At 66.3% G+C, this 13050-nt stretch carries 14 protein-coding genes; 11 read left to right on the top strand and 3 right to left on the bottom strand.

The window, feature by feature from the left end:
- Positions 1-378 precede the first annotated feature (378 nt).
- The 10 genes from LH128_RS21735 (at position 379) to LH128_RS21690 (ending at position 10566) form a co-directional block, all read left to right on the top strand.
- Complete coding sequence (locus tag LH128_RS21735) at positions 379-1119, top strand: sterol desaturase family protein (protein WP_008831841.1); 741 nt, start codon at positions 379-381, stop codon at positions 1117-1119.
- 11 nt (positions 1120-1130) lie between these two features.
- Positions 1131-1529 carry a DUF2141 domain-containing protein gene (locus tag LH128_RS21730; RefSeq protein WP_008831840.1) on the top strand — a complete coding sequence of 133 codons (399 nt, stop codon included), beginning with the start codon at positions 1131-1133 and terminating at the stop codon, positions 1527-1529.
- A 40-nt stretch (positions 1530-1569) separates the two neighbouring features.
- The gene (locus LH128_RS21725) at positions 1570-2871 is read left to right on the top strand and encodes an MFS transporter (protein WP_008831839.1); all 1302 of its coding nucleotides are present in this window, start codon (positions 1570-1572) and stop codon (positions 2869-2871) included.
- A gap of 92 nt (positions 2872-2963) precedes the next feature.
- The gene (locus LH128_RS21720; RefSeq protein WP_008831838.1) at positions 2964-4301 is read left to right on the top strand and encodes a PAS domain-containing protein; all 1338 of its coding nucleotides are present in this window, start codon (positions 2964-2966) and stop codon (positions 4299-4301) included.
- A gap of 225 nt (positions 4302-4526) precedes the next feature.
- Positions 4527-5888, top strand: coding sequence for a M48 family metalloprotease (locus LH128_RS21715; protein WP_008831837.1), 1362 nt, complete (start codon positions 4527-4529; stop codon positions 5886-5888).
- A gap of 43 nt (positions 5889-5931) precedes the next feature.
- The gene (locus LH128_RS21710; RefSeq protein WP_037520769.1) at positions 5932-6630 is read left to right on the top strand and encodes a DsbA family protein; all 699 of its coding nucleotides are present in this window, start codon (positions 5932-5934) and stop codon (positions 6628-6630) included.
- A 36-nt stretch (positions 6631-6666) separates the two neighbouring features.
- Positions 6667-7827: a sensor histidine kinase gene (locus LH128_RS21705; RefSeq protein WP_008831835.1), complete on the top strand. Its 1161-nt coding sequence runs from the start codon at positions 6667-6669 to the stop codon at positions 7825-7827.
- A 46-nt stretch (positions 7828-7873) separates the two neighbouring features.
- Positions 7874-8671 carry a LytR/AlgR family response regulator transcription factor gene (locus LH128_RS21700; RefSeq protein ID WP_008831834.1) on the top strand — a complete coding sequence of 266 codons (798 nt, stop codon included), beginning with the start codon at positions 7874-7876 and terminating at the stop codon, positions 8669-8671.
- Positions 8672-9007: 336 nt separating this feature from the next.
- Positions 9008-9868 carry a carboxylating nicotinate-nucleotide diphosphorylase gene (gene nadC / locus LH128_RS21695; RefSeq protein WP_008831833.1) on the top strand — a complete coding sequence of 287 codons (861 nt, stop codon included), beginning with the start codon at positions 9008-9010 and terminating at the stop codon, positions 9866-9868.
- Positions 9869-9900: 32 nt separating this feature from the next.
- A complete protein-coding gene (locus LH128_RS21690) occupies positions 9901-10566 on the top strand; it encodes a ribonuclease T2 family protein (protein WP_008831832.1) in 666 nt (221 codons plus the stop codon).
- A gap of 18 nt (positions 10567-10584) precedes the next feature.
- Here LH128_RS21690 and LH128_RS21685 read toward each other — a convergent pair whose 3' ends face one another.
- Positions 10585-11040, bottom strand: coding sequence for a nucleoside deaminase (locus tag LH128_RS21685; protein WP_008831831.1), 456 nt, complete (start codon positions 11038-11040; stop codon positions 10585-10587).
- Between the two features lie 113 nt (positions 11041-11153).
- Here LH128_RS21685 and rpmB point away from each other — a divergent pair, with 113 nt between their 5' ends.
- Entirely contained in the window at positions 11154-11438 is a 285-nt protein-coding gene (gene rpmB / locus LH128_RS21680) for a 50S ribosomal protein L28 (protein WP_008831830.1), read from the top strand.
- Positions 11439-11539: 101 nt separating this feature from the next.
- On the opposite strand, the gene LH128_RS21675 is transcribed toward rpmB, so the two are convergent.
- Complete coding sequence (locus LH128_RS21675) at positions 11540-12550, bottom strand: esterase-like activity of phytase family protein (protein ID WP_008831829.1); 1011 nt, start codon at positions 12548-12550, stop codon at positions 11540-11542.
- A 51-nt stretch (positions 12551-12601) separates the two neighbouring features.
- On the bottom strand, positions 12602-13050 hold a 449-nt coding region (locus LH128_RS21670; RefSeq protein ID WP_008831828.1), incomplete at its 5' end, for a M23 family metallopeptidase.

Genomic DNA, 13050 nt, shown 5'->3' with positions numbered 1-13050 from the left:
CCGTGGCGGCCAGCCGCGCCGCGATGGCCAGAGGGATGGTGCGCGCAGCGACCGTCCGCAGGGCGAGCGTCGTGAAGGCGGCGAGGCCGAAGGCGAGCGCAAGCGTCGCTTCCGTCCGCGCGGCCCCAAGGGGCTGGGCGCGCACAAGGGTGCGGTGAAGCGCGCAGGGTAGGAATGAAATAAAGGGAATCTGGGGCCATTGCCCCAGACCCCGTTATTGTCGTCGTTGTTCGCGCAGCTACCTAGCGCGCTCCCTGCAATGGGCAGCACCGCGAACCTGCGCACGTGTCCACGGCAGTATGGGGTCTGGGGCCTTTGGCCCCGGGCTTCCTCTTTTTATCTTCCCCTTCCCCTCCTGAGGGCATACTCCCCGCGCCCATGGCGCTCGACGCTCCCCTTGTTGCGGTGCTTGTTTCCGCCTTTGCCATGACGGCGATCGTGGGCGTCCGTTATCTCCTCACGTCCGGCCTGTTCGCCTGGATCACCGCGCGAGTGCGGCCGGGCCATTACAAGGGCCTGGACCGCCAGATCCGCAGCGAGATCGCGTGGTCGCTGGCCTCGGCCGTGATCTACGGCATTCCCTCAGGCGTCGTCGCATGGGGCTGGCGCGCGCATGGCTGGACCCGCATCTATACCGATGTGCATGACCGGCCGCTCTGGTGGCTGCCCGTTTCGGTGCTCGTCTACCTTTTGCTCCACGACACGTGGTTCTACTGGACTCATCGCTGGATGCACCGGCCACGGGTATTCCGCATCGCCCATGCCGTCCACCACGCCAGCCGCCCGCCTACGGCGTGGGCGGCGATGAGCTTCCATCCGACCGAAGCGCTGACCGGGGCCGTGGTGATCCCGGCGCTGGTGCTGCTCGTGCCGATCCACGTCGGCGCGCTTGGCGTGGTGCTGACGATCATGACGGTGATGGGGATCACCAATCACATGGGCTGGGAGATGTTTCCCCGTGCCCTCGTTCATTCGCCGCTCGGGCGCTGGCTCATCACCGCCAGCCATCACCAGCGGCACCATGAAAGCTATCGATGCAACTACGGCCTTTATTTCCGCCACTGGGATCATCTGTGCGGCACCGATGCCGGGCTGTCACAGGCGTTCTCGCGGCCCTAAGCCTGGTCGTAGTGCTGGCCGGGGCGACGGCGCCGCAGAACACGGACGTGTCGGTTTCGGTGACGGACATGCGCTCGGCGAAGGGGCAGGTGCTCGCCTGCCTGACGACGCGGCCCGATGCCTTTCCCGATTGCGAGAAGGACCCGCAGGCCCGCAAGCTGACGGTCCCGGCCGCGAACGATCTCCATCTGGACTTCGGCGCAGTGCCGCAGGGGCGCTATGCAGTGTCGCTGATCCATGACGAGAACGGCAACGGCAAGCTCGACACCCGGCTGATGATCCCGCGCGAGGGCTACGGCTTTTCACGCGACGCGCCGGTGCGGATGGGGCCGCCGAAGTTCGCGCAGGCGGCGTTCGATGTCGCGGGGGAACCTGTCCGCCTGGCGATCCGGATGCGATATCTGCTCTGACCGACTTGCCCCCGCCACCGCCGCGCCTTACGCCTGAAATGTGAGACGGGAAGAGGACAGGATCGAGGAGGCCGTCGAAAAGACGGTCGAGGTGGCAACGGCGGACCTTGTGCCGCCTCCGCCGACGGGCGCGTTCTCGCCTTTTCGCTATCCGGTGTTCCGCGCGATCTGGACCGCCAACTTGTTCTCGAACCTCGGCGGCACGCTGCAGGGCGTCGCGGCCGCCTGGATGATGACCGAGCTGACCGCCTCGCACCAGCTCGTCGCGCTGGTGCAGGCATCGGCGACGGTGCCGATCATGCTGTTCGGCGTCTTCGCGGGCGCCATCGCCGACAACTACGACCGCCGCCTCGTCATGCTGACCGCGCAAGTGGGGATGCTGGTGGTCTCGGCCGCGCTGGCGGCGATGGCCTACGCGCACATGCTGACGCCGTTCCTGCTGCTGGCTTTCACGCTGAGCGTCGGCATCGGCACTGCGCTGAACTCACCGGCATGGCAGGCCTCGGTGCGCCAGCAGGTAGAACCGCGCGAGCTGCCGCAGGCGATCGCGCTCAATTCGATCTCCTTCAACATCGCCCGTTCGGTCGGCCCGGCGCTGGGCGGATTGCTGATTTCCATTTGGGACGTATCGTTCGCCTTCGCTTTCAATGCGATAAGCTACATCGGCCTGATCGGCGTGCTGCTGTGGTGGAAGCCGCCGCCGCGCCAGATCGAGCGCCGCCCGATCCTGCCCGCCGTGGGCGTCGGCATCCGTTACTGCGCCACCAACCCGCAGCTACGCCGCATTCTGGCGCGCTGCTTCGCGCTCGGGTTCAGCCTTGCCGCCTACCAGTCGCTGCTGCCGACCGTGGTGAACGGCCCGATCCATGGCGATGAGCTGGACTACGGGTTGATGCTCGGCCTGTTCGGCATCGGCTCGATCACCGCCGCCCCGCTGACCGGGCCGATCCGCCGCAGGATCGGGCTCGAGGGCATTCTCGCGATGGGCGCGGCGATGTTCGTGTTCTCGCTGTCGCTGATCGCCGAGGTGGACCGCATCGCCTACGCCCTGCCCGCCGCCTTCGTATCGGGCATGGCCTGGGTGATGATCCTCACCACGCTGAATACGGCAGTGCAGCTGCGTTCCCCGGACGCGATCCTCGGCCGCTGCCTGTCGATATACCAGGCGGTGACCTTCGGCGGCATGGCGCTGGGATCGTGGACATGGGGCATGCTGGCCGACTGGAAGGACCTGCCCTTCGCGCTGCATGCCGGATCGATCTTCCTGATCGTCTCCTTCGTGGCCTTACGCATCCTCGCCCCGCTGCCCAAACCGGGCGAGGGAATCATCAAGCAGCCCTGATGATTCCGGCAAGCTCCACGGGCGCAACTTAATCCTTATTACACCAAGTTGCGCCAGAACCGGCCCTCTACAGGGGCGAGTCGGGATTCGACATGGACAGTTTGCACGGCGAGTTTTCGGGTGAAGGCAATTCCGAAGGGGAAGACATCACCGCCGCCGCCCCGGTCGCCAAGCCGGGCAACGACGAGCGCCGCATGCAGGTGCGCGCCTACAATTTCTGGGCTAGCCTGCTGGGCGAGAAGACCTTCCCCGACATCGCCGACCTCGATCCCGCCAACCTGCCGGACTTCGGCCCGCGCAGCGTCCTGCTCGACTTCACGGACGGGATCGAAGATCCCGCCATCGCCTATGTCGGCGCGATGCTGGTGCAGGAGTGCGACGCGCAAGGGACGATCCGTCGCCTTGCCGATGTGCCCAGCGGCTCGCTGCTCTCCCGCATCACCGACCACTACATGCAGATCCTCGCCAATGAGGCGCCGATCGGGTTCGAGGCCGAGTACGTCAACCCGCAGGGCATGACGGTGCTCTATCGCGGCATCCTGATGCCCTTTTCGCGCGACGGGCAGCGGATCGACTACATCTACGGCGTGATCAACTGGAAGGAGAGCGCCGAGCCGCTGCCTCCCCGTCGCCAGCCGGGCGAGGCCGACGACGGCATGGACGGGCGCCCGGCCATGCTGCGCGCGCCCGAACCGCTGACCGACTGGGCGGACGGGCCTGCGGATTTCGGCAGTGGCGACTTCTCACTTCCCGCGATCGACGCCTATACCCCGATGGAACTGCCGAGCCCCGGCTTCTCCTTCGAGGCCGAGCCGACCTCCTTCGTCGATCACGCAATGGGCCTCGCCGACTGGCTCGCCTCCGCGCGCGAACTGGCGCTGCTGGCCCGGCGCAGCGAGGAGCGCTCGCATCAGGCGCTCTACGACGCGATCGGCCGCGCCCACGACTTCGCGCTGGCGGCGCAGGACGCCCCGGAAGACCTCGCCGAACTGATCGAGGATGCGGGGCTGAAAGCGCAGGAACGCGCGCCGCTGTTGCCGCTGGTCAAGCTCGTGTTCGGCGCCGACTACGACAAGACCCGCCTGACCGAATTCGCCACCGTCATCGCCCATGCCGGACGGATCGGCCTTGCGGTCGGCACGCTCTCCGCGCATCTCGCGGCGACGCCCGGCGGCGTGAAGGCGCTGGTCCGCGAGGAACGCCGCCTGCGCCGCGAGGAAGCGGGGAGCGTCCCCGCGAATGCCCGTGAACGCCTCGCCAGCGAACTGCGCGCGATCGAGGCACGCCCGCTGGCAGAACTCGATGCCACAGGCGAGGAATTCACCGTGCTCGTCGCACGGCGGCTGCCAGGTGGCGAGGTCGTGCTGGTCGGCGAAGTCAGCGACGACGAAACGCTGCTGCAGCGTGCGGCGCGGCGGTTGTTGGGCTGAGGTTCAGGCGCCCACCCCGTCCGGCTTGGCAGCAAGCTGCCAAGCCTCCCGGCCCTCCCGCATGCGGGAGGGCATGACCTTTCTTCCCCCCTCCCGCTTGCGGGAGGGGTCGGGGGTGGGCCTCCTTGCCTCACCTCTCACCCATCACCCTCGACACCTCCACCCCAACCGTGCATGCATGCGGCTTCATCGCCGGTTAAGCCCCCGGGGTCCCCAAGAGAGCCGATGCCCAAGCTGCGACTACCTGCCCTACTGTTCGCGATTCCCGCGCTGCTCGGGGCCTGCGCCGCTCCCGCCTCGGCCCAGTCGATCCTGCGCGATGCCGAAACCGAAGCGCTGCTGCGCGACATGGCCGCGCCGCTGGTCAAGGCCTCGGGCCTGAGGCCTGGCGACGTCGACATCGTCCTCGTCAACGATTCCTCGGTCAACGCCTTCGTCGCGGGCGGGCAGGCGGTCTACGTCAACTCAGGCCTCATCGACGAGGCGGACACCGCCGCCGAAGTGCAGGGCGTCGTCGCGCACGAACTCGGCCACGTGACCGGCGGCCATGCGGTGCTCAACATGGGCGGCAAGGGCGCGACCAATATCTCGCTGCTCTCGCTCCTGCTCGGCGCGGCGGCGGCGGCTGCGGGCGGCGGCGAGGCGGCGATGGGCGTCATCATGGCCGGGCAGCAGGCGGCGATGGGAAAGTATCTCGCCTATAACCGCTCGCAGGAAGCCTCGGCCGACGCGGCGGGCGCGCAGTATCTGTCGAAGGCCGGGATCAGCGGGCGCGGCTCGATCGCCTTCTTCGAGAAGCTCCAGAACATGGAGTTCCGCTACGGCTACCGCCCCAAGGACGGGGACGAGTTCTACTCCAGCCATCCTCTTACCGGCGACCGCATCGCCACGCTCAAGGATACCTACGAGAAGGACGCCGCCTGGGAAAAGCCGGACGACGCGGCGATCCAGAAACGCTTCCTGCGCGCCAAGGCCAAGCTCTTCGGCTTCCTTGCTGAGCCTTATCAGGTCCTGCGCAAGTACCCGATGACCGACAACTCGGTCCCCGCTCGCTATGCCCGTGCCTATGCCTTCCACCGCGAATCGAAGTTCGCCGAGGCCCGCGCCGAAACCGAGGCGCTGATCGCCACCGATCCGAACGATCCCTATTTCCTGGAGCTCGACGGCCAGATCCTGCTCGAGGCGGGCAAGCCTGCCGAAGCGCTGCCTATGCTGCGCAAGGCCAACGCGATTTCCGGCAACACGCCGCTGATCGCCACCCTCTTCGGCCACGCGCTGATGGCGACCGAGGACCCGGCGAACTACAAGGAAGCGCAGGAAGTCCTCAAGACTGCCGCCGCGCGCGACCGGGAGAACCCTTTCACCTGGTATCAGCTGGGCATGATCTACGCCGCCAACGGCGACATGCCCCGCGCCTACCTCGCCAGCGCCGAGCAGCAGGTGCTCTCCGGCCGCATGGAGGAAGCGCTGCGCAGCGCCCAGGCGGCGGAGGCGGGACTGGCGCAAGGCTCGCCCGACTGGATCCGCGCGCAGGACATCGAGATGCAGGCACGCGCCGAACTGGAACGCGGCAAGAAGCGGCGCTAAAGCGTCCGCAAAACGCCAATCAAGACAGGTATTTATCAACGTCATGAGTACAGCCGGCAAGTTCGCAATGGGGATCGTGGGGCTAGCCGTCGTCGGCGGCGCAGGCTGGTACGGCGGCCGCATCGCCGTGCAGCACGTGGTCCACGACTACATCCTCGAAAACCCTGAGATACTGCCGCAGGCGATGGAAGAACTGCGCCGCCGCGAAGCCGCCAAGGCGCTCGGCGGGGTCCGTCAGGCAGTCGAGACGCCCTTCCCCGGCGCCGTGCTCGGCAATCCGAACGGCAAGGTCACGCTGGTCGAGTTCTCCGACTATGCCTGCGGTTACTGCCGCCAGAGCCTGCCCGACGTCGCCCAGCTGATCGCGAAGAACCCCGACTTGCGCATCGTCGTGCGCGAACTGCCGATCATCAGCCCGCACAGCCCGGATGCCGCCAAGATGGCCCTCGCCGCCGCCGAACAGGGCAAGTACGCCCAGTTCCACGATGCCATGTACAAGGCCGGGCAGGTCGATGCCCCCACCATCGAGGCAGTCGCCAAGTCCATCGGCCTCGACATGGACCGCGCCCGCCGCATCGCCGCCAGCCCGACGGTGGAGGCCGAGCTTGGCCGCAGCATGGAAATGGCCCAGCGCCTCGGCTTCTCCGGCACCCCCAGCTGGATCGCGGGCGACAAGCTCATTCCCGGCGCGGTCGGCTTCGACCAGTTGTCGGACGCCGTGAAGGCCGCACGTGGCGCATGATTTGAAACCTTTGCAAGATCGTCTAGGTTTGTCCGCATGAGCGTCCTGCCTATCCAGCCCATTCCCTTCTTCGCCGACAAGGACCGCGCGTTCTGGCGCCTGCAGTTCATCGGCTGGGGCGGCGCCATGGTGCTGCGCACGATGTCGACGCTGGCCAACAACCAGTCCTCGGCCTCGCTTGTCCTGGTCGTCATCGCCACGATCACGGGCTTCTCCGTCTCGCTGGTGCTCTCAGTGATCTATCGCGCGCTGATCAAGCGCCGGCCGATCGTCACCTGGGGCCTGACCGCGCTGATGCTGCCGGTCGCGGTGGCGCTGCACGCGTTCATAGACGCCTGGGTCATCTCGCTCTGGCGCGGCGAGGGGGACAGCTTCGCGCAGCTGTTCCTCGGCGTCTTCTACTTCGACGCGACGCTGCTGGGTGCGTGGACCGCCCTCTACTACATGGTGAACTTCTACCTGCAGGTGGAGGAGCAGAACGACCAGCTGATCCGGCTGGAGACCCAGGCCACCAGTGCCCAGCTGGCGATGCTGCGCTACCAGCTCAACCCGCACTTCCTGTTCAACACGCTGAACTCGATCTCGACGCTGGTGCTGCTGAAACAGACAGAGCCCGCCAACGCGATGCTCAGCCGCCTGTCCTCGTTTTTGCGCTATACGCTCATCAACAAGCCCTCCGCGCGCGTCACCGTGGAGCAGGAGGTCGAGACCCTCCAGCTCTACCTCGACATCGAGCGCATGCGCTTCGAGGAACGGCTGCGCACCACCTTCACCATCGATCCCGCCACCGAAGCCGGACTGCTGCCCTCGCTGCTGCTCCAGCCGTTGGTCGAGAATGCGATCAAGTACGCCGTCAGCCAGCAGGAAGCCGGGGCCGAGATCACCGTCGCCACGCAACTCATCGGGCCGATGCTTCGCATCACCGTCTCGGACACCGGGCCGGGCTTGCAAAGTCCCACGACCGACAACAGGCTATCGGGCATGACCTACGATGGAGGGGAGCCGGTTTCCACCGGCGTGGGATTGTCCAACATCCGCGACCGCCTGTCGCAGGCCTATGGCGAGAACCACCGTTTTGAAACGATCGAACCGCTGGAAGGCGGCTTCGCAGTCGTGATAGAACTCCCTTTCGAGCGCCGCGAAACCACCGAGGACATATCCGAACCCGCGCGTCAGCCCGTTCAGATGGCGCGATGAAACAATCCTGCCCCGTGCGCGTTAGCCGCACCGGAGACACATACCTATGACCATTCGCACGATTCTCGTCGACGATGAGAAACTCGCAATTCAGGGCCTGCAACTGCGGCTCGAAAAGTACCCCGACGTCGAGATCATCGACACTTGCGCGAACGGGCGCGAGGCGATCCGCAAGATCAAGACGGAAAAGCCCGACCTCGTCTTCCTCGACATCCAGATGCCCGGCTTCGACGGCTTTTCCGTCGTCAAGGGCGTGATGGAGATCGAACCGCCGCTGTTCGTCTTCGTCACCGCCTACCAGGAACACGCCGTCCGCGCCTTCGAGGCGAACGCGGTGAACTACCTGATGAAGCCGGTGGACGAGAGCAAGCTGGACGACACCCTTGCCCGCGTACGCCAGCGCCTGTCCGAGAAGCGCAGTTCCGAGGAAGCGGAGAAGCTCAAGACGGTCCTCGCCGAAGTCGCCCCCGACGCGGTGGATCACATGCCCGAGGAGACGGACCCGAACTCGGACCGCTACGAAAAGCTCATCAATATCAAGGACCGCGGCCAGATCTTCCGGATCGACGTCGACTCGATCGAGCACATCGAGGCTGCCGGCGACTACATGTGCATCCGCACCGCCGACAACTCGCTGATCCTGCGCGAGACGATGAAGGACCTCGAACGCCGCCTCGACCCGCGCGTGTTCCAGCGCGTGCATCGCTCGACGATCGTGAATCTCAATCAGGTGCGTCAGGTGAAGCCGCATACGAATGGCGAATGCTTCCTCGTGCTCGATTCGGGCGCGCAGGTGAAGGTTTCGCGTTCATATCGGGACGTAATCGCGCGGTTCGTTCACTAAGAATTGTGAAGCGTAGAAGCAGGGGAGCATAGCCCCCCTGCACCCCCAGTACCGTCGTCGTCGTGCGCGCCGCTTCGTGGGGTGCTGACCTCAACCTTCGTCATTGCGAGCGTAGCGAAGCAATCCAGGGCGGCCTTCAACTGCTCTGGATTGCTTCGCTACGCTCGCAATGACGAAATGAGTTGGAGGCGCCGCAGGCTATATGATCGCCCATCCATCACCCCAAACGCTGCTGCACGCGCGACGACGACAGTTCCGGGGTCTGGGGCAATGGCCCCAGGACTTCGCCCTTTTCTTCACTCGACAACCCGCAGATAAAGCGCAAATAACCCGGCCATGACCCAGTTCTCGCTTCCCGCATTCGACCTTACCGCATTCGTCACCGCCACCCTGGCCGAAGACCTTGGCGAGGGGCTTCCCGGCGGCGGCCGTGACGTCACTTCGGAAAGCGTGATCGACGCCGACGCGCGGTTTTCCGGCGTGATGGATTCGCGCGATGCGATCACCGTCGCAGGCCTACCGATCGCAGCGGCGTTCTTCCGCCAGCTGGACCCGGCGATGGAGATCGAGATTCTCGTCGAGGAAGGTGCACAGGTCACGCCGGGCTCGGAACTCATGCGCCTGACCGGCAACGCCCGCGCCATGCTGACGGGGGAGCGCAGTGCCCTCAACACCGTGCAGCACCTGTCGGGCATCGCCACGATGACCCGCGAGTACGTGGACGCCATGGCCGGACACGCCACCCTGCTCGACACCCGCAAGACCATCCCCGGCCTGCGCCATTTGGAAAAGTACGCAACCCGCATGGGCGGCGCCCAGAACCATCGCATGGGGCTGTGGGACGCGGCGATGATCAAGGACAACCACGTCCTCGTCGCCGGAGGTGTCGGCCCAGCGGTGGCGCGGGCGAAGACGGCAGGCGTCGCGCAGATCATCTGCGAGGTCGACCACCTCGACCAGATCGAGCCGGCCATCGCGGCGGGCGCGCATCACCTGCTGCTCGACAACATGGGACCGGACGTGCTGCGCGAAGCCGTCGCGCTGGTGGCGGGCCGGGTGCCGACCGAGGCTTCAGGCGGCGTCAACCTGGGGACCATCGGCGCCATCGCCGCCAGCGGCGTCACGTACGTCTCGGTGGGGCGCCTGACGCAGAGCGCCCCGGCCGCCGATATCGGGCTGGACTTCACGCCGCTGTGAGGCTGGCGGCCGCTATCACAGCGGCTTTGGCTGTGCTTCCGGCTCCGGCGCTGGCACAGGCCTACCAATGCTCCGTCCCGCGCCAGATCGCGCCGGTAAGGCCGCTGACACCCGACGGCCCGGTACGGCGCACGGCGATCGCGGGCTACACGCTGTCCGCCAGTTGGTCCCCCGACTACTGCAAGACCAGCGGCGATACCCGCTCGATGCAGTGTAACCGCGCCAGTGGCCGCTTCGGCTTCATCCTGCATGGCCTATGGCCCGAAGCGGCGCGTGGCCCCTCGCCGCAGTGGTGCGGCGCGCAGACCGTGCCCTCGCCGCAGGTCCTGCGCGAGAACCTGTGCATGACCCCCTCGCCCGGCCTGCTCGCGCATGAGTGGGCCAAGCACGGCAGTTGCATGGTCGCCAGCCCGCAGAAGTATTTCCGCGTCAGTGCGATCCTGTGGCGCTCGATCCACTGGCCCGACGCCGATCGCCTTTCCCGCAAGCGCGACCTCACGGTGGGCGATCTGCGCGAGGAATTCGTCGCGGCGAATCGGGGCTGGCCGCGCGAGGCCGTGGGCATCCAGATCAGTCGCACCGGATGGCTGCGCGAGGTTCAGCTTTGCTACGGCAAGGACTTCCGCCCTGCGCGGTGCGAGGCGCGCCAGTTTGGCCCGAGCGATTCGACACCGCTGAAGATCTGGCGCGGGTTATAATCGTCGTCCCGGACGACGTTATCGTTTGGCCTGGAAGAACCCGCGCAGCATTTGCGCCGCCTGCGCCTCGCCGATCCCCGCATAGACCTCGGGCCGGTGCAGGCACTGCGGATGTTCGAAGACCCGCGCGCCATGCTCCACCGCGCCGCCCTTGGGATCGGAGGCCGCGTAATAGACCCGCCCGATTCGCGCATGGGCAATGGCGCCTGCGCACATCGCGCAAGGCTCCAGCGTCACCCACAGCTCGCAACCCTCCAGCCGTTCGTTACCGAGAAGCCGGGCAGCCGCGCGAATCGCCTCGATCTCGGCGTGGCTGGTAGGGTCGTGGCGTTCGCGCGGGGCGTTGCGGCCGGTGGCGATCACACGGCCGTCCTTGACGATCACCGCGCCGATGGGCACTTCGCCGGAATCGGCGGCCGCCTGCGCCTCCTGCAGGGCAAGCGCCATGGGTTCGGGAAGAGGCCAGCGAGTCATTCGTCCGCGCTAGCCCTTCAAAAACCTGTGTGCAACTTGACCTTGGGTGGGGGAATCGGTAAGGGCGCGCCTTCCCGTACTTAACGGCAAGCAATTTTCGAGCGAGAAAGACTATGTCCCGCATCTGCGAACTGACTGGCAAGGGCCGCCAGGTTGGCTGCAACGTCAGCCACGCGAACAACAAGACCAAGCGCGTCTTCCTGCCCAACCTCCAGAACGTCACCCTGATGTCGGAAGGTCTGGACCGCAGCTTCAAGTTCCGCGTCTCGACGCACGGCCTGCGTTCGGTCGAGCACAACGGCGGCCTCGACAACTGGCTGCTGAAGACCTCGGACGCCAAGCTGTCGCCGCGCGCCGCCAAGGTGAAGCGCGACCTCAAGAAGACCCAGGCCGCCTGATTGCCTGCTCCTCCTGACGGGGGAGCGCATCGGGAATACGGGTTTTGAAAAAAGCGTGCGAAGCTCTGCTTCGCGCGCTTTTTCGCGTATGAACTCGCCCCCTATTTAGGCCAGGGCAACAGCTTCGGATCGACCGAGAGCTTCCACAGCAGGGTACGCTGGAGCACCCGCATCGCGTTGTCGTCCGACATCAGCCATACGGTGATTCGTCCATCCGCCCGCGGCACCGCCGCAATCGCCTCGAAATTATCGACCGGCAGGACAGAGGCGAGCGAGGCCAATGGCGCCGAGTGCCAGACGTTGCCCGGCCTGATCCGCGCGGTATCGGCAATGACGATCCGCCCGACAAATCGCATGGGCATCGGCCAAAGCAGACGCCGCATGAGGATCAACGCGCGCCCGTCAGGCAATACCGCCATGTCCACGACCGAAAAATTGTCCGGGCCGTCGAAGCGGAACCGCTGGGGGTGCGGATGGCTGATGGGGTCGCCCGAGAATATCAGCGCGTCGTGCAGACGCGATTCGCGCCAGGAAGGTGTAACCTCGCGTATCGTCACGAAGCGGCCGTCCTTCAGGCGCGCCAGCGCTTCGGGGCCGGTATTGACGCCCCAGCCGCTCATGGCCCGGGGCGTGACTTCCCCGGTCGCCCTGAACTTGCCGTCTACCTTCACAATCGAGTTCCGGCCCTCCAGACCCAGCCAGTAACCGCCCGAAGCGGGATCGCGCGTCGCCGACTCGACGTCGCGAGCGGCCTTGGTCGCCGCCTTGCGTTCAAAACGGATCCAATTGGGCCGTGGTGGCAGGCCGGGAACGCCGGGAGGCGCAAAGCGCAGGATATCGCCCGAATCATTGAACGCCGTCAGTCTGCCGTCGGGCTCCGGGACCAGCGCAGAATAGCCGAACACCATCGTGTGCCTCGACTTGATCTGCCACGCCCCCTCCAACTTGAACGGTCCAAGATACTCGGCCAGCTTTCGTCGATCGGGCAGGTCTTCCGGCACGACGGCATCGATGACCGGCAGGTCCTTGGGCGACTCGTGGCGAGGCGACCGCCCCCACGTGATCCAGAGCAGCGGTGAAACGACGAGGAGAAGAGCAATGCTGCGGCGCACAAGCGCTGAATAGGGAGCCTTGCCCGATTGGCAACCCCGCTTGGCGCAAAGTCAGTTGGCGGGAAGGAAAAGCAGCGGATCGAGCCGCGCGTCATTCCACTTGATCGACCAGTGCAGGTGCGGCCCGGTGGCCCGTCCGGTCATGCCGATCCGGCCGATGACCTGGCCCTGCCGCACGTGCTCGCCTTCTTTCACAAGGATTTGCGAGCAGTGCAGGAACGCGCTGTTGAGGCCCATGCCGTGATCCAGCATCAGCAGGTTGCCTTCCAGCGTGAAGGGTTTCTCCGCCGCGAGGATGACCACGCCATCGGCCGGAGCGACGAAAGTGGCGCCGCTGCCGCCGGGTGCGAGGTCCAGCCCGGAATGGTAGGCGCCCGGCTCGCCGCGATAGACGCGCTGCGAGCCGAAGCGGCCGGAGATGCGCGCCTTGATCGGCCAGACGAAGCGCTGCCGCCAGCCTTGCGCGTCGGTCGTAAGGATGCGCGCCGCCTCGATCCGCG

Origin of the sequence: Sphingomonas sp. LH128 (assembly GCF_000293195.2) — a bacterium.
Lineage (GTDB): Bacteria > Pseudomonadota > Alphaproteobacteria > Sphingomonadales > Sphingomonadaceae > Novosphingobium > Novosphingobium resinovorum_A.
The sequence above is the reverse complement of the archived record's forward strand: the minus strand, read 5'-3'. Positions and strand labels throughout refer to the sequence as shown.

Coding starts and splice junctions, on each gene's coding strand:
- LH128_RS21735 (WP_008831841.1), top strand. CDS start 379: ATGGCGCTCGACGCTCCCCTTGTTGCGGTGCTTGTTTCCGCCTTTGCC.
- LH128_RS21710 (WP_037520769.1), top strand. CDS start 5,932: ATGAGTACAGCCGGCAAGTTCGCAATGGGGATCGTGGGGCTAGCCGTC.
- LH128_RS21685 (WP_008831831.1), bottom strand. CDS start 11,040: ATGACTCGCTGGCCTCTTCCCGAACCCATGGCGCTTGCCCTGCAGGAG.
- LH128_RS21705 (WP_008831835.1), top strand. CDS start 6,667: ATGAGCGTCCTGCCTATCCAGCCCATTCCCTTCTTCGCCGACAAGGAC.
- LH128_RS21715 (WP_008831837.1), top strand. CDS start 4,527: ATGCCCAAGCTGCGACTACCTGCCCTACTGTTCGCGATTCCCGCGCTG.
- rpmB (WP_008831830.1), top strand. CDS start 11,154: ATGTCCCGCATCTGCGAACTGACTGGCAAGGGCCGCCAGGTTGGCTGC.
- LH128_RS21720 (WP_008831838.1), top strand. CDS start 2,964: ATGGACAGTTTGCACGGCGAGTTTTCGGGTGAAGGCAATTCCGAAGGG.
- nadC (WP_008831833.1), top strand. CDS start 9,008: ATGACCCAGTTCTCGCTTCCCGCATTCGACCTTACCGCATTCGTCACC.
- LH128_RS21700 (WP_008831834.1), top strand. CDS start 7,874: ATGACCATTCGCACGATTCTCGTCGACGATGAGAAACTCGCAATTCAG.